The 21284-nt window shown below is 73.1% G+C and carries 22 protein-coding genes and 1 pseudogene; 9 read left to right on the forward strand and 14 right to left on the reverse strand.

Annotation, left to right across the window (positions count from 1 at the left end; all coding sequences use genetic code 11):
• Positions 1 to 287 precede the first annotated feature (287 nt).
• The gene (locus tag ACWGSR_RS18800) at positions 288 to 479 is read right to left on the reverse strand and encodes a DUF1272 domain-containing protein (RefSeq protein ID WP_453567589.1); all 192 of its coding nucleotides are present in this window, start codon (positions 477 to 479) and stop codon (positions 288 to 290) included.
• Positions 480 to 616: 137 nt separating this feature from the next.
• Between ACWGSR_RS18800 and ACWGSR_RS18805 the strand changes: the two genes are divergently transcribed.
• Positions 617 to 1201, forward strand: a complete 585-nt coding sequence (locus tag ACWGSR_RS18805) for a hypothetical protein (protein WP_453567591.1) — start codon at positions 617 to 619, stop codon at positions 1199 to 1201.
• A 673-nt stretch (positions 1202 to 1874) separates the two neighbouring features.
• Here the strand turns inward: ACWGSR_RS18805 and ACWGSR_RS18810 are convergent.
• From ACWGSR_RS18810 to ACWGSR_RS18830, 5 genes and pseudogenes are all read right to left on the reverse strand, one after another.
• Positions 1875 to 2465 (reverse strand): annotated as a pseudogene (locus ACWGSR_RS18810) (methyltransferase domain-containing protein); the annotation flags it as partial.
• 9 nt (positions 2466 to 2474) lie between these two features.
• Positions 2475 to 2609 carry a hypothetical protein gene (locus ACWGSR_RS18815; protein WP_376232553.1) on the reverse strand — a complete coding sequence of 45 codons (135 nt, stop codon included), beginning with the start codon at positions 2607 to 2609 and terminating at the stop codon, positions 2475 to 2477.
• A 105-nt stretch (positions 2610 to 2714) separates the two neighbouring features.
• Positions 2715 to 3563, reverse strand: coding sequence for a helix-turn-helix domain-containing protein (locus tag ACWGSR_RS18820; protein WP_376232554.1), 849 nt, complete (start codon positions 3561 to 3563; stop codon positions 2715 to 2717).
• 14 nt (positions 3564 to 3577) lie between these two features.
• Positions 3578 to 4093, reverse strand: a complete 516-nt coding sequence (locus ACWGSR_RS18825; RefSeq protein ID WP_453567594.1) for a DUF6879 family protein — start codon at positions 4091 to 4093, stop codon at positions 3578 to 3580.
• Entirely contained in the window at positions 4065 to 4319 is a 255-nt protein-coding gene (locus ACWGSR_RS18830) for a hypothetical protein (protein WP_453567595.1), read from the reverse strand. Before ACWGSR_RS18830 ends, ACWGSR_RS18825 begins: the two co-directional genes overlap by 29 nt.
• Positions 4320 to 4695: 376 nt before the next feature.
• Between ACWGSR_RS18830 and ACWGSR_RS18835 the strand changes: the two genes are divergently transcribed.
• Complete coding sequence (locus tag ACWGSR_RS18835) at positions 4696 to 4896, forward strand: hypothetical protein (RefSeq protein WP_376232559.1); 201 nt, start codon at positions 4696 to 4698, stop codon at positions 4894 to 4896.
• Between the two features lie 150 nt (positions 4897 to 5046).
• Here ACWGSR_RS18835 and ACWGSR_RS18840 read toward each other — a convergent pair whose 3' ends face one another.
• Positions 5047 to 5298, reverse strand: a complete 252-nt coding sequence (locus ACWGSR_RS18840; protein WP_376232561.1) for a GntR family transcriptional regulator — start codon at positions 5296 to 5298, stop codon at positions 5047 to 5049.
• Between the two features lie 171 nt (positions 5299 to 5469).
• Here ACWGSR_RS18840 and ACWGSR_RS18845 point away from each other — a divergent pair, with 171 nt between their 5' ends.
• Positions 5470 to 5853 (forward strand): hypothetical protein, encoded by a 384-nt coding sequence (locus ACWGSR_RS18845; protein ID WP_376232563.1) that lies wholly within the window; start codon positions 5470 to 5472, stop codon positions 5851 to 5853.
• Positions 5854 to 6139: 286 nt separating this feature from the next.
• Here the strand turns inward: ACWGSR_RS18845 and ACWGSR_RS18850 are convergent, their stop codons facing one another.
• Positions 6140 to 6517, reverse strand: a complete 378-nt coding sequence (locus tag ACWGSR_RS18850) for a VOC family protein (RefSeq protein ID WP_453567598.1) — start codon at positions 6515 to 6517, stop codon at positions 6140 to 6142.
• Between the two features lie 503 nt (positions 6518 to 7020).
• On the opposite strand from ACWGSR_RS18850, the gene ACWGSR_RS18855 reads away from it, so the two are divergent.
• Positions 7021 to 9012, forward strand: coding sequence for an FG-GAP-like repeat-containing protein (locus tag ACWGSR_RS18855; RefSeq protein ID WP_453567600.1), 1992 nt, complete (start codon positions 7021 to 7023; stop codon positions 9010 to 9012).
• Positions 9013 to 9097: 85 nt separating this feature from the next.
• Here ACWGSR_RS18855 and ACWGSR_RS18860 read toward each other — a convergent pair whose 3' ends face one another.
• Together ACWGSR_RS18860 and ACWGSR_RS18865 are read right to left on the reverse strand one after the other, a co-directional pair.
• Positions 9098 to 9436 (reverse strand): SCO0607 family lipoprotein, encoded by a 339-nt coding sequence (locus tag ACWGSR_RS18860; RefSeq protein WP_435188436.1) that lies wholly within the window; start codon positions 9434 to 9436, stop codon positions 9098 to 9100.
• 158 nt (positions 9437 to 9594) lie between these two features.
• Entirely contained in the window at positions 9595 to 10497 is a 903-nt protein-coding gene (locus ACWGSR_RS18865) for an EamA family transporter (RefSeq protein WP_376240348.1), read from the reverse strand.
• A 160-nt stretch (positions 10498 to 10657) separates the two neighbouring features.
• Between ACWGSR_RS18865 and ACWGSR_RS18870 the strand changes: the two genes are divergently transcribed.
• Complete coding sequence (locus ACWGSR_RS18870; protein ID WP_453567603.1) at positions 10658 to 11536, forward strand: LysR family transcriptional regulator; 879 nt, start codon at positions 10658 to 10660, stop codon at positions 11534 to 11536.
• A gap of 103 nt (positions 11537 to 11639) precedes the next feature.
• Here the strand turns inward: ACWGSR_RS18870 and ACWGSR_RS18875 are convergent, their stop codons facing one another.
• Positions 11640 to 14483 (reverse strand): FAD-binding and (Fe-S)-binding domain-containing protein, encoded by a 2844-nt coding sequence (locus ACWGSR_RS18875; RefSeq protein ID WP_453567605.1) that lies wholly within the window; start codon positions 14481 to 14483, stop codon positions 11640 to 11642.
• Positions 14484 to 14534: 51 nt separating this feature from the next.
• Between ACWGSR_RS18875 and serC the strand changes: the two genes are divergently transcribed.
• Positions 14535 to 15653 carry a phosphoserine transaminase gene (serC, locus tag ACWGSR_RS18880; RefSeq protein ID WP_376240337.1) on the forward strand — a complete coding sequence of 373 codons (1119 nt, stop codon included), beginning with the start codon at positions 14535 to 14537 and terminating at the stop codon, positions 15651 to 15653.
• An 82-nt stretch (positions 15654 to 15735) separates the two neighbouring features.
• On the opposite strand, the gene ACWGSR_RS18885 is transcribed toward serC, so the two are convergent.
• Positions 15736 to 16566 (reverse strand): ABC transporter permease, encoded by an 831-nt coding sequence (locus tag ACWGSR_RS18885; RefSeq protein ID WP_376240335.1) that lies wholly within the window; start codon positions 16564 to 16566, stop codon positions 15736 to 15738.
• Complete coding sequence (locus ACWGSR_RS18890; RefSeq protein ID WP_453567679.1) at positions 16563 to 17624, reverse strand: ATP-binding cassette domain-containing protein; 1062 nt, start codon at positions 17622 to 17624, stop codon at positions 16563 to 16565. Before ACWGSR_RS18890 ends, ACWGSR_RS18885 begins: the two co-directional genes overlap by 4 nt.
• A 205-nt stretch (positions 17625 to 17829) precedes the next feature.
• Between ACWGSR_RS18890 and ACWGSR_RS18895 the strand changes: the two genes are divergently transcribed.
• Positions 17830 to 18573: a TetR/AcrR family transcriptional regulator gene (locus ACWGSR_RS18895; protein ID WP_453567608.1), complete on the forward strand. Its 744-nt coding sequence runs from the start codon at positions 17830 to 17832 to the stop codon at positions 18571 to 18573.
• On the opposite strand, the gene ACWGSR_RS18900 is transcribed toward ACWGSR_RS18895, so the two are convergent.
• A complete protein-coding gene (locus ACWGSR_RS18900; protein ID WP_453567610.1) occupies positions 18560 to 19558 on the reverse strand; it encodes a WD40 repeat domain-containing protein in 999 nt (332 codons plus the stop codon). The two genes, ACWGSR_RS18895 and ACWGSR_RS18900, sit on opposite strands and share 14 nt — an antisense overlap.
• Before the next feature lie 69 nt (positions 19559 to 19627).
• On the opposite strand from ACWGSR_RS18900, the gene ACWGSR_RS18905 reads away from it, so the two are divergent.
• Positions 19628 to 20467: an alpha/beta fold hydrolase gene (locus ACWGSR_RS18905; RefSeq protein WP_453567612.1), complete on the forward strand. Its 840-nt coding sequence runs from the start codon at positions 19628 to 19630 to the stop codon at positions 20465 to 20467.
• A 69-nt stretch (positions 20468 to 20536) separates the two neighbouring features.
• Positions 20537 to 21220 carry a GDSL-type esterase/lipase family protein gene (locus ACWGSR_RS18910; protein ID WP_376240323.1) on the forward strand — a complete coding sequence of 228 codons (684 nt, stop codon included), beginning with the start codon at positions 20537 to 20539 and terminating at the stop codon, positions 21218 to 21220.
• Positions 21221 to 21284 lie beyond the last annotated feature (64 nt).

Raw genomic sequence — 21284 nt, forward strand, 5'->3', positions numbered from 1 at the left:
TCACCCCTGCCAAAACCCCTACCGTGAACGAGCGGCGCGCGGCCCGCACCTCCGCCAGGTGTACGGGCCGCGCGCTCTGCTTCACCGGGCCCGCGGTACGGGGGGAACCACGGGCCCGGCGTTCTGGAGCGGTCCCACGCGCTCCCCCTCCGTGTGCCCGGGAAGTCCCGGGGCATGCGCGCCGCCGCGCGAGGTTTCTCAGGAAATTCTCCCGCCCCCGCTACCGGCCCCGCTCCCGCTCCCGCTCCCGGCCCCGCCCCCGCTCCCGCTCCCGCGGCCGGCGGCCTCTACCCGCTTACGGCGGCGAAACGGCGCGGTCGCGGGACGAGCTCGCCCCCGCAGTTGGGGCAGATGCTCCCCATCGCGTCGGCGCACGGCACGCAGAAGCTGCACTCGTACGAGCAGATCCGCGCGGGCCCGTCCGCCGCAAGCACCACCACCTGACACCGCTCGCACCGGTCGCGCATCTCCAGGGCCATGGCCCACTCCCCTCCTCGTACGGCTGTGACCACCCATGCTCTTCACCCGCCCCGGCCGTCTCAACAGTCCGACGGCCAGGATTCGACGGAATCGGGCCGCCCGTTCCGCCCGTTCGGGCGGCGGATAGCGTGCGGGCATGACGGCAACGGGGAAGCAGCGCGTTCTGTACCGGCAGGGCACCGGGTTCTGGCGGATGACGGCGAAGTGGGTCGTGGTCTTCGGGGCCCTGTACCTGCTGGACGGCGGGCTGGTCCGGTCGTGGGGCGACGCCCTGATCTGGGCGGTGATCGGGGTCCTGCTGTGGGTGCCGTTCGGGATCGGTGTCGTCTGGTACGCGCGGAAGGACCACCTGGTCACCCTGACGACGCGGGAGCTGCGCGTACGGCGCAGGCGGCTGCCGATGGACCGGGTGAACCTGCTGCACGTGGCGCGGCTGTGGCTGGAGGGCCGGTCGACGGCGGACGAGCGGCCGGTGGCGGAGTGGACGCGGTCCGACCGGGTGGTGTGGGTGCCGCTGCACGACGGCCGGGCCTACGGCGTGGAGTTCCGCGACCCGGCCGCGTTCGCCAGGATCTTCGGCGACTTCGCGGTCACGGCGTGTGGAGGCCCGGAAGCGGTCCGCGCGAGGGCCGCGACGACCACGTACCCGGAACCGCGCCCGATGCGGGCCCGCTCGTCCGACAACGGGTCGGGGACGGGTCTGCTGGACCTGTTCGACTGAGCGCCGCGGGCGCCGACGCCGAACCGCGGAACGGAAACCGAGGCCGAACCGCGGAACGGGCGCCCCCGATCAGCCGGTCCCGGAGACCGGCTGCCCGGGGTCGTCCAGCCATGGCGTCTCCCCCAGGGCGGTCACGGTCAGCCCGAACCGTTCCGGGCCGGGACGGCCGTGCGCCGTCCACCAGTCGTACGCCGGCCGCTTCCACTTCGGCCCAGAGCCGACGCGGGCCGTACTGCCAGACCGTGAACCGGTCGTCGGACTTCCCGTCCCGGTCCACGGCGGCCCACGACGTGGCGTCGGTCGTGGCGACCCACAGCCGGGTCTCCACGCCTTCGACGTCAGGGTCCTGATGCCGCATCCGCCACACGTCACGGAGCCGGAGCCCGAGGGCGAACTGCGCGTCGACGTCGTCCCCTGCCACCTTCCACGGGGAGAGAGGGGTGGCCGACTCCTCCGGCTGGTGCTCGTCGCGCACCACGTCGCGGTAGATGCCCATGTCGGTACGGTGCTCGGGCATGACCATGAAGGCGGAGTGCGGCGAGAACCGTCCCGACGCGTTCCCGATACCGTCCACGGTCATGCGGAGCAGTCCGTAGCAGAACCACGCCGAGTCCCACGGGGTGAGGACGACACCGCCGGGCTTCATCTGTCTGAGCCACGGGCGCGGGACGGACCGCACCGAGCACGTGGCCTCCAGGCGGTCGTACGGAGCGTTGCCCGCGTGTCCTTCGGCCCCGTCCCCGACCACCACGTCCACGGTGAGTCCCGCTTCCCGCAGACGCTCCCCGGCCTCCGACGCAAGGGCGGGGTCGATCTCGACGCTCGTCACGTTCCCCGGTCCGGCGACGTGGGCCAGGAGGCCTGCGTTCCAGCCGGTTCCCGTGCCGATCTCCAGGACCTTGTGTCCCTGCTCCACGTCCAGCATGCGCAGCATGCGGAACACGATGTCCGGAGCACTCGCGGAGGACGACGGCCACCTCTCCTCATCGGCCTCCGGACCACGGCCGTCGTTGATCTGCACCACGGCGGGCGCGTTGGCGTAGGCGGCCCGAAGCCAGGCGTCCGGCCCGGCTTCGCGGTCGCACGTCTCCAGGTCTTCCCCGGTCCACAGCCGATCGGGGAGGAACCGGTGGCGCGGCACCTCGTGTGCGGCCCGCACCCATTCCGGTGCCAGGAAACCCAATTCCGCGGCCACCTCACCGAGGAGACCGCGCAGCAGGGCGTGCGGCACTGCCGAACCGTCACTCACTGAACCGTCGTCCACGGCGTCCGCCTACTTGTCCTTCTTGTGCTTCGGCTCCGGCCTGGGCCTCGCACTGTCGGGGGACGGCTTGACGTCGCCCGGGTCCTTCTTGCCCGAGTGCTTTCCGTCGCCACCGCTTCCGCCCTTGCCCGTTCCCCATCCCATGACGTTTCCCCTCTTCCCCACGAACCTCCTGCGGGTCCGCGATACGACGAGGCCAGGGAGAGAGCCGCCTCAACCTGGAGCGAATTGCAGCAGGTTGCACGCCGATCATCCGAGGGACTCCAAGGCGGAAGAGACGAGGGAACGTGCGGCGGCTCCGCGTGCCGTCCCTCGGGAAAGCCGGCCGAAGGCCCTGGCGTACAGGTCGATCTGGTCCGGCTGGGTCAGCGTGGAGGCGGCGTCCAAAGTGTCCGCGTGCACCCTCGCGTCGTCGAAGATCGTGAATGTCGGCATGGGCCAAGCGGCTCTCCGGGACGAGAACGGAATGATGCCCACGGCCACGTTCTGGAGATCCATGACCTCCAAGAGGTGGCCGAGCTGCGCCGCCATCGCTTCGACGGTGCACAGCCGGTAGCGCAGTACCGATTCCTCCAGGATGAAGGAGAACCGGTGCGCCGCGTTCTCCAGTACAGCGTTCCTTCTCATGCGGGCCTTGACGGCCTCCGTCACGTCGTCGGGTGTCCCCCGGAAGTCCGCGATGGACGACAGGAGAGCGGTGGCGTAACCAGGCGTCTGAAGGAAGCCGGGGATCACGTCGGAGACGTAGACCCGGAACAGCCGTGTGCGCCGGTACAGGCCCTCCGTGGACTCCTGTACGTGCCGAAGACCTCCGCGCTGGAGTCGTCTCCACTGGATGTGGGCATCGGCGGATTGGCGGTTCGCCGCGATCAGGTCCGCCACTTGGCCCTCGGCACCGCACGCCCGGCACCAGGCACGGATGTCCGCGTCGGAAGGCGGCGTCTTCGCGTTTCCGATGCGCGAAGCCTTGGCTTCCGACCATCCGCACCTGACAGCCAGCTCCCGCCCGCTGATCCCGGCGTCCCGCCTGATCTCGCGCAGCCGTCCCGCCAATGCCTCACGGGCTTGCTGAACGTTCGACGAGGGGTGTGGAGGCACAGGGTCGGGTGTCCTCAGATCGCGTACAAGCGGTGCGGGACGGCCCGGTCCCAGACGGTTTCGAAAGCCGACGCGCAGAGTTCCACGGTCGCCGCGTCTCCGGTGATCTCGTCCTCGACCACCGCCCCGCCCCCCGAGAAGTGGTGTACGCGCAGGAGAACGCCGTCGAAGAGCCAGAAGTCGTTCCCGGGGAGGGGGATGTCCGTGGCCCTGCGGCGCGGCAGCCATCGAACGTCCTCGCCGGCCGTGACATTGGCGTGGGTGACGTAGTGCTCCCACCGGATGTACTCCGTCACGGGCTCGGAGACGATCCGGGCGCGACGGATCGATACTCCCCGAGCCACGGTGTCCGCGATCAGCTGGTCGTACGGGTGCCACCAGGACATGCGGTCGTCCCAGTCGATGCGCTCGCCCCGCAGCCACGCCTCGAAACGTTCGGTCGACGCGTACGAGTCGCGCATCTCCAGGTGTACGGCGGACCGCTCGCAACGGCCGAGCAACTCAGCGAAGTCGGGCACGCTCGACGGCATCGCACGCCTCCCGGATCATCGGAATCATGCGGGCCGGAATCCTGACGATCGCCTCGCCGTCGGGGACCGGTCCGTTCGCGGGGCTGCTCGCCTCGCACCGGGCCCGAGTCTCACCTTCAGGCTTCCAGCCTTGCAACAAGATCTCCTGAGTTTCCGTGTCCGCCCACACTGTCGGGCAGTGGTCCCGGTCGGTGTTCGGGTCGATGCCTACGAACTCTACGGCCATGGCTGACTCCTCGGTCCAGGTGATTGCACGGACTTACACGAACCATGACGAGCAGCGAGTGAGCAACCAAGGAGCTTACGAGCCAAATGAGTTGACGTGCAAGCACATGCAACTTCGTAGGCGTGCGGTCAACCGCCCTCCTAGCGTCGTGCCAAAGGAGACAGCAGCAGCGAGGAGACGGCCACATGGCGACAGGGGTAGAGCCGAGCGATACGGACGCGCGGAAGTGGGAGTACACGACCTACGCCCCGGCGGGTGAGATGTGCCCCGCCTGCCTCAAGCCGATCAAGCCTCTTGAGCGCTGCCGCCGGGGGACACTCCGTCGGCCTTCGCAGCCGGACATGGTCGTCTACCGGCACTTGGACGGATGCCCGGGATGATCGACGACCGGAACGACATCGGTCACCGGGTGGAAGACGGCGCAGCAAGGACCGGCGTCCTGTGCGCGGTGGATCACGGCTGGGAGGATCCCGCCAAGCCGCCGGGAAAGCGCCGGAAGCAACGCGTCGCGTTCGTCCGGCCCGAAGGTGGAGGCCTTGAGTGGATGGTTCCGCCGGACACCGTGCGGCGCCTCTGAAACCTCCCGGGCTTCTTCGGGAGCGACACCACGCATCCAGGGGCGAACACCCGACGGCGCAGGAACCGCTTCCCCGTCCCACCGGCCGGTAAGGCCCCGGAAAGCGCCGGCCCCGGATCGCCGCCACGCGGCCGACGCGCACCCGCACGCCTATACGCCGCCCGCGCCTTCACCTTCGCGCCCGCTGACAAAGGAGCCCATGCCGGGGGTCGTGAAGATCAGCCCCTCTTCCCTCAGTGCCGCCGTGGCCTTCCGGACCGTGGTCCGCGCCACGCCGAACTCGGCTTCCAACCGGACCTCCGACACGAGATGGCGCGGAGGGTACTCACCATCGGCGATGCGCCGGCGCAGGACGTCCGCGATCTGCTGCCACTTCGGGCGGGTGGGATCGAACTCAATCACGGCCGGACAGTACTCATCCGTATCCATAGGCGCATAGATCCACCTGTATACCCCTTGCTATAGACAGGGGTATACAGACCCGCTGGCGTCGGCATACCAAAACGCCCCGGCAAACCGCTTAGGACCGGTTCGCCGGGGCTTGCCGAACAGCTTGCTAGGAGCTGCACGACCATGCGCGATGCTATCGCCCGCGCCCTCTCCTGGGCGCTCACCCTCCTCGTCCCCCACCGCCCCGGCCGCCACTCCGCCGCCTTCCTCGCCGACCGGGCCGAACCCGTCCGAGCCGAAGAACCCGTGCGCGTCGACCCGTGGTCGAAGCCGTGGCCGACGCCGCCGGCTCCCGCGCACGTGCGGGACCTCTACGCTCCGCTCCGCGGTGAAGACGTCTCCCTCACCCGCCCTTACTGCCGCATCGACAGCACATGGGAACTCGACGTGATCTGCGAGCGGCGACGGGCCGTCGTCCTCGCCACCCTCGGTGTGGACTGGCCCTACGGCTACGAGGGCGACCAGTTCGAGGCTCTCGCCGCCGCCGCGACGGCGGTGCCCGTGTGACCCGTGACGGACTGACATGCCCCGTCCCGGCCGCCTTCGGCGCTCCGTGCTGCCGCTGCGGGCGGTGGACGGACGTGCCCGTGGAAGTCGGGTGCCACCTCCGCGCGAGCGGTCCCGACGTCATCCTCTACGCCTGCCCCGTTCACGCCGTGGACGTGGCCCCCGGGCCCGTACCCGGAGAGCTCGACCGGGGCGCGTGACCCCGTACCGGCAGCGGAACGCCCCGTACGGCCGCGTGCCGTGCGGGGCTTCCGCTCCCCAGGGCCCTGCCGGATCCGCTCTCCCGTCAGTGCCGGACCAGGCAGAACGGATGCCCGGCCGGGTCCGCGTACACCCGCCAGCTCCGGTTTCCCCGCCCCGCGTCCAGGAGGGTCGCGCCCCGGGCGAGGACCTGGGTGTGGGCGGTGTCGAGGTCGGGGACGCCGAAGTCGAGGTGGGACTGCTGGGGGACCGCCGGGTCCGGCCACGTCGGCGGGCGGTGGCCGGGGACGCCCTGGAAGCAGAGGACGAGCCCGCCCGGAGCGTGCAGCGTGGACCAGCCCTCGCCGAGGGCCCAGCGCCGGTCCGGGCGGTCGACCTCCCCGCCGAGCACGGCCCGGTAGAACTCCGCGAGCGCGCGGGGCTCGGAACAGTCGAGGACGAGACACTGGAGGTCGGCGATCACCTGGGGAGCCTAGGGCGTGTCCGGCGGATCAGGGCCGGGGCCGCTTCGTTCGGATCATCCGGTCGTGCCGTCGACCGACGCGCGGTGGGCGCGGATCGAGCTCTCGCTTCCGGACCGGACGCCGAAACCGCGCACGCCGAACGCCACCGCGAGGCACCGTGCGGAAGACGCGCCTGCGGCCGTGCGGCCTCCGGCGGGAGACCGGGAAGTCCCTGGACGTGAGGGGGAGTCCGCCGTGAAGGGTTACCCGTCGGCGCGGGCGGGCCGGTATCGGTGACACGGCGGGCCCGCACCCGGCCCCTCGGGGACGCCCGGTCTCCCGCTTCACCGGTCTCGGAAGGATCTTGGGTGATCTAATGACCGACGGCCCCGCAGGAGTCGGTCGTCGTTTTTGTCATGAATGTGGCGAGATGAGGGATCCGGCCGGGCGGGGCCCGCTCCCCACGCACCCCCGCCGAGGGGTGCGTTTTTCTCGTTCGACGGCAAGGGATGTGAAGAGCTGAATGAGGAGACCTTCCATAGCGGTGGGCTCGGCCATGCTGTGCTTCGCTCTGCTCGGCCTGTCCACGGGCGTCGGCAGCGCGACCGCCACGCCCGGGCAACCGGCGGGGACGGCCACGGCGTTCGACGGCGCGGCGAATGCTCCGACCGGTAAGATGGCCGGCAAGGCGACCGGTAAGGCCGCCGGGCCGGGCACCGGTGTCCGCCACGACTACAACGGTGACGGCCGCAGCGATCTGGCCGCCTGGTACGACTACGCGGACGGGCACGACGCCGTACGCACCTTCCTCGCGGGCCCGACCGGCGCCTTCGCCGCGCCCGGGGTGGGCTGGGAGACCCCCGCGGGCAACTACTGGGCCGAGAACATGAAGCGCCTCACCGGCGACTTCGACGGGGACGGCGTGGGCGACCTCGCGGCCTTCTACGGTTACGAGGACGGCCGGGTCACCCTGCTGACCTGGCTCGGCCGGGGAGACGGCGGCTTCACGGGGCCTCTCCATTCCTGGACCGCCGCGCCGGGCAAATGGAACTTCGACGCCATGACCGCCCAGGCCGGCGACTTCAACGGGGACGGCCGTGACGACGTCGCCGTCTGGTACGCCTACGGGGACGGCGGCGACAAGCTCTTCACGATGCTCGCCCGCCCGGACGGCGGTTTCGGCGCGCACTCCTCCTCCTTCCAGCGGGCCCCCGGGGACGGCTGGCACGTCAACCGCATGAAGTTCGCCACCGGCGACTTCGACGGGGACGGCCGTGACGACCTCGCGGCGCTGTACGGGTACCGGGACGGCAGTGTGAAGCTGATGTACTGGGCCGGGCTGACCGACGGCGGGTTCGCCGAGCCCGTGCACGGCTGGGAGTCCACGGGCTGGGCGTTCCGGCAGGCGAGTCTGCACGCGGGTGACTTCGACGGTGACGGCCGTGACGAACTGGCCGCCTGGTACGACTACGCGGACGGACACGACGCGGTGATCGGCTTCCGCCTCGGCACGGACGGAAAGTTCGGCGACCGGCGGGACATGCTGACCCTCCCGGCGGGCTCGTACGACCGTTCGCGCATGAAGATCGTCACCGGTGACTTCAACGGGGACGGCCGCGACGACCTGGCCACCCTCTACGGCTACGCCGACGGACGGGTGAAGACGATCACCTTCACCGCGAGGTCCGACGGTGCCCTCAACAGCCCCCTGCACAGCTGGGAGTCCGAGCCCGGCAACTGGACCTTCAGCCAGGTCCACATGATGGAGGGGTACACCAGCCCCGCCACGCTGCCCTACTGTCCCGCGGTGTTCGGGCACGGCGGGTGGCCCACGGAGGCGGAAGGCTGGCGAGAGGACCAGATCCGTGCGGCGAACCACCCCAGGGGCCTCGCCCAGGAGAAGAGCTGGGGCGCGGCCGGGGTGGAGGCCGATCTGCGGCTGACCAAGGACGGCAGCAAGGCCGTGATGTGGCACAACAAAACCACCTACGGGCTGACCGGATCGTCCGCTCCCATCTCGGATCTGACGTGGTCGAACGGAACGAACCCGCTCAAGGGGCGCACCATCACGCGCGGCCCTTACCAGGGCGAGACCGTGTACACGTTCCGCGAGTGGCTCGACAGCGCCAAGTCCCTCGGCATGGTCGTGTTGGTGGAGGTGAAGGGCGAGACGAAGCAGTACCTCCTCCACAGCGACTCGTCGATCAAGGAGGCGGCCTGGAAAGAGGTGCTCGACCCGATCAAGGAGCGCATCGCGTCCCAGGAGATCATGATCTACACGAGTGACACGGACCTGGATCTGGAGCTCCGGAGCCGGGTCAGCGCCGCAGGCCTCTCCGCGACCCTCACCGGCCATCCCACGTGGGGGCTCGACACCGTCAAGTGGCAGGAGCCGCCCCTGCCGGCCTCCGGCAACTACGCCTCCTGGCAGCGGGCGCTGGACGCCGAGCCGACCCGTGTGGCCACCTCGTGGACGAAGGGCCTCACCGACTGGATGGACGGACGCTGCGTCTGACGTTCGCCCCGGACCGTGGGGGAGGCGAGGCGGTTCGCCCCGGGCCGTGGGGGAGGCGGTGGAGTCCGCCTCCCCCACGGCCCGGTCAGCCCGCCTCGGGCGCGTCGACGATGTTGCCGTCCTTGTCGACGGTGTGGGTGCGCCAGTACACGTCCCACTCGTCGTCCACCTTCCGCGGCACCTTGCCCTCGGGGTAGCGCGTGTAGCCCTCCGGGACCTTCTCGCCGTCCTTGACGCAGGCGGAGCCGGTCCCGCCGACGGCCAGGACGGGGTACTCGCCCCCGCCGCAGACGGCGTCCTGGAAGGAGAAGCCGGAGCATCCGGTCAGGGCCAGGACCGCGGCCGCTCCGGTGAGCGCCGCGGCCGCGGAGGTGCGGATCCGGCGGCGGAGGGAAGGGGCGGTGCCGGTCAGGGGGGTGATCACGGGGGTCTCCTGTCGGTCGTTCGGTCTGACCCCACTCTCGTTCCCCGACATCGCCGGAGCTTGAGTGCCGGTACTCAGGCGGGCCGCCGCGTCCCTGCTCAGGAGAGCCGACATCGGCCATCGTCGGCCGGAAAGAGATGCGGCACGCGCCCGGGCCCCTACCCCTTCCGGCGGGTCGTGCGGACCGCCCCGATGCTCGCCGCGATCACGAGGGCGATGGCCAGGGCGTCGGCGGCCGACAGGGCCTGGCTGAGGACGAGGAAGCCCGCCATGGCCGCGATGGCCGGCTCCAGGCTCATCAGGATCGCGAAGGTGGGCGCCGGCATGCGGCGCAGCGCGAGGAGTTCCAGGGTGTACGGCAGGACCGACGACATCAGCGCGACCGCGAGGCCCAGGGCGAGCGTCGACGGCACCAGGAGCCGGTCGCCCGCCTCCGCGAGGCCGAGCGGCAGGCTGAGGAGGGCGCCGAAGGCCATGGCGAGCGCGAGCCCGTCGGCCTGCGGGAAGCGGCGGCCGGTGCGGGCGCCGAAGACGATGTACGCGGCCCACATGCCGCCCGCCCCGAGCGCGAAGGCCGCCCCCAGCGGGTCCAGGCGGTCGAAGCCGCCCCCGCCGAGCAGGACCACGCCGACGAGCGCGAGTCCGGCCCACAGCAGGTTCGTCCAGCGGCGCGAGGCGACCACGGAGAGGATCAGCGGGCCGAGGACCTCCAGCGTCACGGCGGCGCCCAGCGGGATCCGGCTCGACGACTGGTAGATGAGGACGTTCATCCCCGCCATCGCCGTGCCGAACGCGACGATCGTGCCCCAGTCCGCGCGGCCGTAGCCGCGGATCCGGGGCCGGCAGACGACGAGCAGCACGGCCGCGGCGAGCACGAGCCGCAGGGTCACCACGCCGAGGGCGCCGGCGCGCGGCATCAGGAGGACGGCGACGGCGGCCCCGAACTGCACGGAGAGCCCGCTCGTGACGACCAGCGCGACCGGACCCAGCCGACGGCCCGGGCCCCCGTCCCCGTCCCGTACGGGAAGGTCGCCGGGCCCCGCCGTCGCGACCGGGGCCACGTCCTTGACCGGACTGTCCACCGGCTGCTCCTCAACACGGCACGTGGACACGCCACGCACGAAGGTCCGCCGCACCGGGACCGGTACGGCACCACCTCACCGTACGGGCCCCCGCGCGGCAGCGGAAATGCCTGTTGCGCTGCGGTTATGCTCCGAACGCATGAGCATCGAGCTACGCCACCTCCGCTGCTTCCTCGCCATCGCCGAGGAGTCCAGCCTGACCAGGGCGGCCGTCCGGCTCCACCTCACCCAGCCCGCCGTCTCCCGCACCCTCGCCGCCCTGGAACGACACCTCGGCGTCCGGCTCGTCGACCGCTCCACCCACCACCTCGCCCTCACCGCCGAGGGCCTCGCCTTCCGGGACCGGGCCGCCGCCGCCCTCGCCGCCTTCGACGCCGCCGTCGACCCGGCCGGGCTCAGCCGCCGCCCCCTGCGCCTCGGCCACGCCTGGTCGGCCTTCGGCCCGTACACCACTCCCCTGCTCCGGCGCTGGCAGCGGGAGCATCCCGACACCCCGCTCGAACTCCTCCGCGTCGACGACCGCACCGCCGGGCTCGTCCGCGGCGAGGTCGACGCCGCCCTGCTCCGGGGCCCCGTGGACGCGCCCGGCCTGGTCACCGAGGAGCTCGCCACCGAGCCCCGGGTCGCCGCGCTGCCCGCCGACCACCCGCTCGCCGGCCGGCCCCGGCTCGCGCTCGGCGAGCTGGCAGGCGAGACGGTCGTCCTCAACACCGTCTCCGGCACCACCACCCTCACCCTGTGGCCCGCCGCCGCCCGCCCGGCGGCCACCCTGACCGTCGCCAACACCGACGACTGGCTCACCGCCATCGCCGCGGGCCGGGGCGTCGGCGTCTCCTCCGCCTCCACCGCCGCCCTCCACCCGTACCCCGGCGTCGTCTACCGCCCCCTGCCGGACGCGCCCCCGCTCCCGGTCGTCCTGGCCTGGCGGGACGCCTTCCCGCACCCGGCGACGGCGGCCCTGGCGGCGCTGGCCCGCGAGATCGCCACCCACGAGGAGCCGGGACCGGCCGAGGAGTGAGATCCCCGAGGCCCCGCACCCCGCCGCGGCGGCCCCCGCCCCGGGCCCCTGCGCTCGATGCCCGGCGTGCTCATGACCACGCCGGACACGCCCCTAGGGGCCCTCAGGCCCCGCCCGCCTTGTCGACGGCCTCCGCCAGCAGCTCCGCCACGTGCCGTCCCCGTCCGCCCGTCAGGTCGGCGATCTGCGTGCGGCAGGAGAAGCCGTCCGCCAGGACGGCGGCGTCCGGGGGTGCGTCCCGCAGGGCCGGCAGGAGCTGGTCCTCGGCGCAGGCGACCGAGACCTCGTAGTGGCCCGGTTCGAAGCCGAAGTTGCCCGCCAGGCCGCAGCAGCCGCCCGCCAGGCCGCCGGTGAGGCCCGCGCGGGCGCGCAGCCGCCGGTCGGCCGCGTCGCCCAGGACGGCGTGCTGGTGGCAGTGGGTCTGGCCGGTGACCGGACGGTCGACGCGCGGCGGGTCCCAGTCGGGGGCCAGCTCCTCCAGCGCCTCGGCGAAGGTGCGGACGGAGGCGGCGAGCCGGGCGGCCCGGGGGTCGTCCGGCAGCAGCTCGGGCAGATCGGTGCGGAGGGTCGCCGCGCAGGAGGGTTCGAGGACCACGACGGGCAGGCCCCCGTCCGAGGGGTCCAGCACGTCCAGCGTCCTGCGCATCACCCGCCTCGCCGCCCTCAACTGCCCCGTCGACACGTACGTGAGCCCGCAGCACACCCGCCCCTCCGGCAGCCGCACGCCCAGCCCCGCGTCCTCCAGGACCCGGACCGCCGCCCGGCCGACCTCCGGGGACAGGTGGTCGGTGAAGGTGTCGGGCCAGAGGGTCAGGGCCGGCGGGCGGTCCGAGGCGCGCTCCGCGAACCAGGACGTGAACGGGGCCGCCGCCACCCTCGGCATCGTCCGCTCCGGCGTCACCCCCGCGAGCCGCGCCGCGAACGGCAGCCGCATCGCCGCGTTCAGGCCCCGCCCGAACACGTCCAGCCAGTGCGGCAGCCTCCCCATCGTCCAGTGCGAGCGCGGCCGGCGCAGCGGGCCGAGCGGGCCCGCGTAGTGCCGGTCGAGGAACTCCGCCTTGTACGCGGCCATGTCGACGCCCACCGGGCAGTCGCTGCGGCAGCCCTTGCAGGACAGGCACAGGTCGAGCGCCTCGCGGACCTCCTCCGAGCGCCAGCCGTCGGTGACGACCTCCCCGAGCGCCATCTCGTGCAGCAGCCGCGCCCGCCCCCGGGTCGAGTGCCGCTCCTCGCCCGTCGCCCGGTAGGAGGGGCACATCACGCCGGGCCCCGAACTCGGGCCCTCCACCCGGCACTTGGCCACCCCCACGCACCGGGCCGCCGCCCGCCCCACCGCCGTGATCGGAAGCCCGGACACGGCGAGCCCCTCCGACGGAGGGCCCTCCGACGAAGGCCCCACCACCGGAAGCCCCTCGAACCGCAGCCCCTCGAACCGCAGCCCCTCGTCCAGCCGCCCCGGCCGGACCAGCATCCCCGGGTTCAGGCCCCCGTCCGGGTCCCACACGTCCTTGACCGCGCCGAAGAGCCCGACCAGCTCCTCCCCGTACATCCTCGGAAGCAGCTCGGCCCGCGCCCGCCCGTCGCCGTGCTCGCCGGAGAGCGAGCCGCCGTGGGCGACCACCAGGTCGGCCACCGCCTCCGAGAAGCGGCGGAACTCCCGTACCCCCCGCCGCGTCCACAGGTCGAAGTCGATCCGGACGTGGACGCAGCCGTCCCCGAAGTGCCCGTACGGGATCCCCCGGAGGCCGAAGTCGGCGAGCAGGGCGCGGAACGCGCGCAGATACGCGCCGAGCCGCGCCGGCGGCACCGCGCAGTCCTCCCACCCCGGCCACGCCTCGCCCCCGCCGAGCGCCCGGGTCGCCGTCCCCGCCGCGTCCTCCCGGATCCGCCACAGCGCCCGCTGCCCGGCCGGGTCCCGCACGACGGCCGCGTCCACCGCGTCCGCCGCCCGGACCAGCCGCCGGGCCGCCCCCTCGCCGTCCACCTCCACGAACAGCCACGCCCCGCCCCGGGGCAGCCCCACGGCGTCCGGTACGAGATCGAGGGCCATCCCCTCCACCGTCAGCGGCCTGTGCTCCAGGAGCCCCGGCGCCGCGTCCGCCGCCGCGCCCTCGTCCGCGTACCCGAGCACCACCAGTACGGGATCGGCGGGCAGCGGCACGAGCCGTACCGTCGCCTCCGTGACCACCCCGAGCGTGCCCTCGCTGCCGCAGAAGGAGCGGACCACGTCCACACCCCGCTCCGGGAGCAGCGCGTCGAGGGCGTACCCGGAGATCCGGCGCGGGAGCCCCTCCGGGTAACCGGTCCGCAGCAGGGCGAGGTTGCCCTCCACGAGCTCCCGCAGTCCGGGCGGCGCGCCCCGCCCCTCCCGCCCGAGCGTCAACTCCGCGCCCCGGTAGGTCACCACATCGAGGGAGCGCACGTTGTCCGCCGTGGTGCCCCACGCGACCGAGTGCGCCCCGCACGCGTTGTTGCCGATCATCCCGCCGAGCGTGCAGCGGCTGTGCGTGGACGGATCGGGGCCGAAGGTGAGCCCGTACGGGCGGGCCGCCGCCCGCAGCCGGTCGAGGACGAGCCCCGGCCGGACGACCGCCGTCCGCTCCTCCGGGTCCAGGGAGACGATCCCGCCCATGTGCCGTGTGAGGTCCAGCACGACGCCGGTGCCCGTGGCCTGCCCGCCGATGGACGTCCCGCCGCCCCGGGCGACCACGGGCGTGCCGTGCGCCCGGCAGACCTCCAGGGCCGCCGCGACGTCGGCGGCGTCGCGCGGGGCGACCGTACCGGCCGGAACGCGGCGGTAGTTGGAGGCGTCCATGGTGGTCAGGGCCCTGGCCGTGACGGAGAAGTCGACCTCTCCGGCGACGGCCGAACGCAGGGCGGCGGCGAGCTCGGACGCGTGTTCCTGGTGTCTTCCCACAACTCCAGGATCTCTCCTCGCTCGTCTCATCCGGCGGACATCCGGCGACCGTCCCCTTCCCGACCCGATACTCTCCGCCTCGTGGCTGATATCCAGATTCCCGCTGACATCAAGCCCGCCGACGGCCGTTTCGGCGCGGGCCCCTCCAAGGTGCGTACGGAGGCGCTGGACGCCCTGGCCGCCACCGGCACCTCCCTCCTCGGCACGTCCCACCGCCAGGCTCCGGTCAAGAACCTGGTCGGCGAGGTGCGTACCGGCATCCGTGACCTCTTCTCGCTGCCCGAGGGCTACGAGGTGATCCTGGGCAACGGCGGCTCCACCGCCTTCTGGGACATCGCGACCCACGGACTGATCGAGAACAAGTCCCAGCACCTCACCTTCGGCGAGTTCTCCTCCAAGTTCGCGAAGGCCGCCAAGCTGGCTCCCTGGCTGGCCGACCCGAGCGTGATCTCCTCCGACCCGGGCACCCACCCGGAGCCGGTGGCCGAGGCGGGCGTCGACGTCTACGCGTACACCCACAACGAGACCTCCACCGGTGTCGCCGCCCCGATCGAGCGGGTCGCGGGCGCCGACGAGGGCGCGCTCGTCCTGGTCGACGCGACCTCCGGCGCGGGCGGCCTGCCCGTCGACATCACCGAGTCGGACGTCTACTACTTCGCCCCGCAGAAGTCCTTCGCGGCCGACGGCGGCCTGTGGCTGGCGGCCTTCTCGCCCGCCGCCCTGGAGCGCGCGCAGCGGATCCACGACTCCGGCCGGCACGTCCCGGAGTTCTTCTCGCTGCCGACCGCGATCGACAACTCCCTGAAGAACCAGACGTACAACACCCCGGCGCTCGCGACCCTCTTCCTGCTGAACGAGCAGCTCAAGTGGATCAACGGCCAGGGCGGTCTGGACTGGGCCGTGGCCCGGACGAAGGAGTCGTCGGACGCGCTGTACTCCTGGGCCGAGGAGTCCAAGTACGCCTCCCCGTTCGTGGCGGACGCGGCGAAGCGCTCGCAGGTCATCGGCACGATCGACTTCGCGGACGAGGTCGACGCGGCGGCGGTCGCGAAGGTGCTGCGCGCCAACGGCATCGTGGACACCGAGCCGTACCGCAAGCTGGGCCGCAACCAGCTCCGGATCGCGATGTTCCCGGCGATCGACCCGGCGGACGTGCGGGCCCTGACGGCCTGCGTGGACTACGTGATCGAGAAGCTGTAACTCCTCCGCCCCGCACTTCGCGTACTTCCCGTACGGAGGGCCCGGCGCCGCGCACGCGGTGTCGGGCCCTCCTGCGTGTACGTCACCGGCTCAGGGCCTGGTAGCGGCGGACCGCGAGGGGCAGGAAGAGCGCCACGAGGACGAGCGGCCAGACGACGGCCATGAGGACGGCGTGCTGCTCGATCCAGGAGCCGCCGCCCGCGCCCGGGTTGCCGAAGAGCTCGCGGGTGGCCGTCACGGTGGACGAGATCGGGTTCCAGGCGGCGACGGGCGCGAGCCAGGAGGGCATCAGGGACGGCGCCACGTACACGCTGGAGATCATCGTGACCGGGAAGACCACGGCGTAGAGGGCGCCGGCCGCCTCCGCGTTCGGCAGCACGAGGCCGCACCACACGCCCGCCCAGATCAGGCTGAAGCGCAGCAGCAGGATCAGCCCGAAGCCGAGGAGCGCGGGGCCGAGGCCGTTGCCCGGTGTCCAGCCGATGGCGAGGGCGGTGACGGCCAGGACGGCGAGTTCGGCGGTGGCGATCATGAGGTCGGAGAGGGCGCGGCCGGTGGCGACGGCCGAGGGGGCCATCGGCATGGAACGGAAGCGGTCCACGACCCCCTTGCCGCTGTCGGTGACGACGGCCACGGCGGTGTTCATGAGCCCGAAGGCCATGGCCATGGTGAACATGCCGGGCATCAGGAACGCGCGGTAGTCGCCGCCGCCGGGCACCCGCATCGCGCTGCCGAAGACGAACCCGTAGAGCAGCACGGAGACGATGGGGAAGCCGAGCTGCCAGAGGATGGCGACGGGGTTGCGGCGGTAGTTGAGCAGGGTGCGGCGGACGAGGGTGAGGCAGTCGGCGAGGGCCCAGTAGGCGCGGCCGCCGGTGGTGGCGGCGGTGACGGTGGTGACGGCGGTGCTCATGCGGCGGCCTCCTGGGGGGCGGTTTCGCGGGCGTCGGCTCCACGGGCGTCGGTTTCACGGGCGGCGGCCTTCTGGCCACCGGGCCGGCCGGTCTCCCGACCACCGGGCCGATCGGCCTCCTCCCCACCGACGCGATCGGCCTCCTGCCCCGTCAGCCGGAGGAAGACGTCGTCGAGGGCGGGGCGGCGCAGGGCGAGGTCCTCGACGGCGATCCGCTCCTCCTGGAGGGTGCGCGCGACCTCGGTCAGGGCGGCGACGCGGTCGGTGACGGGGACGTGGACGCGCCGTTCGGCCTCGTCGGTGCGGGGTTCGGCGCCCGCGACCCGGGCGAGGACCGCGCGGACGGCGGGCAGGTCGGCGGCCTCGGCGACGACGACCTCGACGCGGTCGCCGCCGACGAGGTTCTTGAGGCCGTCGGGGCTGTCGTCGGCGATGGCCCGGCCCCGGTCCACGACGGTGATCCGGGAGGCAAGCCGGTCGGCCTCGTCGAGGTACTGGGTGGTGAGCAGCACGGTCGTGCCGCCCGCGACGAGGGTGCGGACGGCCTCCCAGACCTCGCCGCGGGCGCGCGGGTCGAGTCCGGTGGTCGGCTCGTCGAGGAAGAGGACGGCGGGGGCGAGGATCATCGAGGCGGCGAGGTCGAGCCGGCGCCGCATGCCCCCGCTGTACTGGCCGGCGCCCTTGTCGGCGGCCTCGGTGAGGGAGAAGCGGTCGAGGAGTTCGGCGGCGCGGTCGCGGGCGCGGCGGGCGCCGAGGTGGAAGAGGCGGCCGAAGACCTCCAGGTTCTGGCGGCCGGTCAGGCCCTCGTCGACGGCGGCGTACTGGCCGACGAGCCCGATGCGGGTGCGGACGGCGCGCGGGTCGCGGGTGACGTCGATCCCGGCGACCTCGGCGCGTCCGCCGTCGGCCCGGAGGAGGGTGGCGAGGATGCGGACGGCGGTGGTCTTCCCGGCGCCGTTGGGACCGAGGAGCCCGTGGACGGTGCCGGGCCGGACGGCGAGGTCGAAGCCGTCGAGGGCGTGGGTGGCGCCGCCCCTGCCCCGGTACTCCTTGCGCAGGCCCTCGGCGAGGACGGCGTACTCGGGGACGCGGGCGGCCGCGTCGGTGCGTTCGGGCGTGTCGGTGCGTTCGGGCGTGACGGCGTGCTGGGACACGAAGGCCTCCGGTCGGTGCGGTCTTCTCGGAACACGTAACCGAGTACACCGTACTCCATTACGAGTACACCGTACCCAGTTTAAAAACGGAGCGTTTTAAAGTGGCCGCATGACCAAGAGCAGCCTCGACCTCCTCTGGGGCACGGGCGAACGCCCCAGCCGCGGCCCCAAACCCGGCCTCACCGTCGACCGGATCGTCACGACGGCGGTCGGCCTCGCCGACGCGGAGGGGCTCGACGCGGTCTCGATGCGGCGGGTGGCGAACGAGCTGGGTGTGGGCACGATGTCGCTCTACCGGTACGTCCCCGGCAAGACCGAGCTCCTCGACCTGATGCTCGACCGGGTCCAGGGCGAGTCCCTGCCCGACGACCCGCCGCCCGCCGCCCACTGGCGGGAGACCGTCACGGCCCTGGCCCGCACCACCCTCGGCCTCTACCGGGCCCACCCCTGGCTGCTCCGGGTCAACCAGGCCCGCTCCGTCCTCGGCCCGAGCGCCCTGCGCGGCCTGGAGCTGTGCCTCGCGGGGCTCAAGGGGCCGCGGGGCATGGGTCTGAGCGACCCCGAGACCATCTCGGTGATCATCACCGTGCAGGGGTACGCGGCGGGCACGGCCCGCATGGAGCTCCAGGCCTCCGAGGCCGCGCGGGAGACCGGGATCAGCGACGACGCGTTCTGGGACGCGCAGCGCCCCTACCTGGAGCGGGCGATGCTCTCGGGCGACTACCCGCTGATGGCGGGGCTCGCCGAGGACACCTTCGCCCGCGAGGCCGACCACTTCGCCTTCGGCCTCGAACGGCTCCTGGACGGCTTCGAGGCCCTGGTGAACCGGCGGAAGGGGGTCAGCGGCGCCTGACGAGCCGCTTCCCGGCCACCACCAGGAGCGTGGCGCCGGCGAGGACGAGGAAGCCGACGGTGACGTTCCCCCGCTCGCCTCCCGCGGGCGCCGCGGACGGCGACGCGGAGGCGCCGGGGGCGGCCGGAGCGCCGGGGGTCCGCGTCTCCCGCCCGCCGCCGCCCGACGGCGGATCCACGCGCAGGACCCGGCTGTTCCTCCCCTCCGAGCCGAACATGAGGGCCGAGCCGTCCGCCGTGTACGTCACCGACTCCGCCTGCCCCTGGAAGGGCGCCCCCACGGACGTCCCCCCGTCCCCGGGCCGCCCGTCCTTCCAGGCGTACTCCTGGGCGGTGAAGTAGCCGCGCAGGACGAGCCGGCCGCCGTCCGGCGAGAAGGCGCCGTCGGTCACCCACGGCACCTCGCCCACGCGCCGGAAGACGTTCGTCCCCGACGACGAGAGCCGCTCGGGCCCGGCGTACAGGCCGCCGCCGTCCTGCTTCTTGCTCGCGATGTACACCCGGCCGGTCTTCGGATGGACCATCAGGGCCTCGGCGTCGCGCGGCCCGTCGGCGTACTTCACTACGTACTGCCGCGCCGCCACCTTCTGGTCCTTCAGGACCTTCGGCTCGGGGAAGCGGTAGATCCAGACGTGGTCCCAGGAGCCGTCGCGGTTGTCGCCGATGTCGCCGACGTAGACGTTCCCGTCGGGGCCGACGGAGATCGCCTCCATGTCCCTGGGCGTGCCGACCCCCTGCAGGGTCAGGGTCGCGACCGTCTCTCCCGTACGGGAGTCGACGCCGTAGATCAGGGGCGCGTCCTGGTCGTTGTGCGTCCAGTAGATCCCCGGGTGGGCGCGGCTCGCGGCGAGGCCGCTGGACTCGGTGATCCGGGCGTCCCGGATCGTGAAGTCCCGGTCGGGATCCTGCCCTTCGGCACGGGCATGACCGGCCGGGAGCAGCACCAGGGCCGCCGCCGCGCCGAGGGCGCACAGAGCAGATCGCATGCCCCAAGCCTGCCACGGGCGGCGACAACCCGGTTGACCATGATCGGCACCGCTGCCAGGGTCGCGTCCATGCCCACTTTCACCGCGCCCGACGGCACGGAACTCGCGTACCACGACTCCGGCTCCGGGGCCCCGCTGCTCTGCCTCCCCGGCGGCCCGATGCAGGACTCCGCCTACCTGGGCGACCTCGGCGGCCCGGCGGCCCGCCGCCGCCTGATCCGCCTCGACCCGCGGGGCACGGGCGCGTCCGCGACACCGGCCGACCCGGCCTCGTACCGCTGCGACCGGCTGGTGGACGACGTGGAGGCGCTGCGGACGCACCTCGGCCTCGACACCGTCGACCTGCTCGGCCACTCGGCGGGCGCCAACCTGGCCGCGCTCTACGTCTCCCGGCACCCCGACCGCGTGAACCGCCTGGTGCTCGTCACGCCGGGCACGGCGGCGGTGGGGCTCGACACGCCCCCGGAGGAGCGGCTCGCGGCGGCGCGGCTGCGGAGCGCGGAGCCGTGGTTCGGCCCGGCGTACGCGGCCCTGGAGGAGGTCACGGCGGGACGGGGCGGGGCGGAGGCGTTCTCGGCGGTCGCGCCGTTCCTCCACGGGACCTGGGACGCACCCGCGCGGGAGCGGCACGCCGAGAGCGGCCGGCGGCGCAACGACGAGGCCGCGGCGGTCTACGCGGGCGAGGGCGCCTTCGACCCGCCCGCCACCCGCGCGGCGCTCGCGGGGTTCGACCGCCCGGTCCTGGTCGTGGCGGGCGAGGGCGACGTGAACACCCCGCCGCCGACGGCCGCCGCGTACGCGGCCCTGTTCCCGAAGGCGGAGACGGCCGTCCTGCCCGGCGCGGGCCACTTCCCCTGGCACGACGCCCCGGAACGCCTCACCGCGACGCTGAACGCCTTCCTCGCCTGAGGGCGCCCGGGTCCCGAAGGTGCCCCGGATCACAACAGGCCCCGTCACACGATCCGCGATGATATGACCATGCGTTTTCTGTTCGTCGGCGACAGCATGACCATCGGACGCGCCGGCGACTGGACCTGGCGCTACCGGATGTGGCAGCACCTGGAGGCGACCCTCCCGGGCGGGTACGAGATCGTGGGCCCGCGCACGGGCCTGTACGACCCGGACGGCTCCCACGCGCCCGAGGCGTACGCCGCCCCGGACTTCCCCGCCCCCGCCCGCCGCCACCTGGCCGGCTGGGGCGAGGGCTGGCTGCACATGGCACCGGTGATCGGCGAGACGGTCGCGGCGACCGGGGCGGACGTCCTCCTCGTCTCCCTCGGCCTGATCGACCTCGGCTTCTACACGAACAGCGACCAGACGGACGAGAACGTCCGGTCCTTCGTCGGGGCCGCCCGCGCCGCGAACCCGCGCGTCCGGGCGGTCCTCCTCCCGGTCATCCCGAACGTCCGCGCCACCTACGACGCCCCCTTCGCCGCCGAGTGCGCCCGCTTCAACGACCTCCTCGCGAAGGCCGTCGCCGACCTGGACACCCCCGCGTCACCGCTCCTCCTGGCGACGGTCCCGGACGCGTACGCCCTCCCGACCGACACCTACGACGGCACCCACCCGGGCCCCACCGGCGAACACAAACTGGCGTCGGCCTTCGCGGACGCGATGCACCGGGCGTGGGCCCTGGGCGGCCCGTACGCGCCCCGGCCCTAGGGCCTGTCCGGCCCTAGAGGGTGCAACGAACCCAGGGGCACCCCACCACCCCGTACCGACCGAC

Source organism: Streptomyces sp. NPDC055632 (assembly GCF_053618675.1).

Excerpts from the sequence above, each read along its gene's own strand:
- ACWGSR_RS18800 (WP_453567589.1), bottom strand. The coding sequence starts at position 479 with ATGGCCCTGGAGATGCGCGACCGGTGCGAGCGGTGTCAGGTGGTGGTG.
- ACWGSR_RS18805 (WP_453567591.1), top strand. The coding sequence starts at position 617 with ATGACGGCAACGGGGAAGCAGCGCGTTCTGTACCGGCAGGGCACCGGG.
- ACWGSR_RS18815 (WP_376232553.1), bottom strand. The coding sequence starts at position 2,609 with ATGGGATGGGGAACGGGCAAGGGCGGAAGCGGTGGCGACGGAAAGCAC.
- ACWGSR_RS18825 (WP_453567594.1), bottom strand. The coding sequence starts at position 4,093 with ATGCCGTCGAGCGTGCCCGACTTCGCTGAGTTGCTCGGCCGTTGCGAG.
- ACWGSR_RS18830 (WP_453567595.1), bottom strand. The coding sequence starts at position 4,319 with ATGGCCGTAGAGTTCGTAGGCATCGACCCGAACACCGACCGGGACCAC.
- ACWGSR_RS18835 (WP_376232559.1), top strand. The coding sequence starts at position 4,696 with ATGATCGACGACCGGAACGACATCGGTCACCGGGTGGAAGACGGCGCA.
- ACWGSR_RS18845 (WP_376232563.1), top strand. The coding sequence starts at position 5,470 with ATGCGCGATGCTATCGCCCGCGCCCTCTCCTGGGCGCTCACCCTCCTC.
- ACWGSR_RS18855 (WP_453567600.1), top strand. The coding sequence starts at position 7,021 with ATGAGGAGACCTTCCATAGCGGTGGGCTCGGCCATGCTGTGCTTCGCT.
- ACWGSR_RS18870 (WP_453567603.1), top strand. The coding sequence starts at position 10,658 with ATGAGCATCGAGCTACGCCACCTCCGCTGCTTCCTCGCCATCGCCGAG.
- ACWGSR_RS18875 (WP_453567605.1), bottom strand. The coding sequence starts at position 14,483 with ATGAGACGAGCGAGGAGAGATCCTGGAGTTGTGGGAAGACACCAGGAA.
- ACWGSR_RS18885 (WP_376240335.1), bottom strand. The coding sequence starts at position 16,566 with ATGAGCACCGCCGTCACCACCGTCACCGCCGCCACCACCGGCGGCCGC.
- ACWGSR_RS18895 (WP_453567608.1), top strand. The coding sequence starts at position 17,830 with ATGACCAAGAGCAGCCTCGACCTCCTCTGGGGCACGGGCGAACGCCCC.
- ACWGSR_RS18900 (WP_453567610.1), bottom strand. The coding sequence starts at position 19,558 with ATGCGATCTGCTCTGTGCGCCCTCGGCGCGGCGGCGGCCCTGGTGCTG.
- ACWGSR_RS18905 (WP_453567612.1), top strand. The coding sequence starts at position 19,628 with ATGCCCACTTTCACCGCGCCCGACGGCACGGAACTCGCGTACCACGAC.
- ACWGSR_RS18910 (WP_376240323.1), top strand. The coding sequence starts at position 20,537 with ATGCGTTTTCTGTTCGTCGGCGACAGCATGACCATCGGACGCGCCGGC.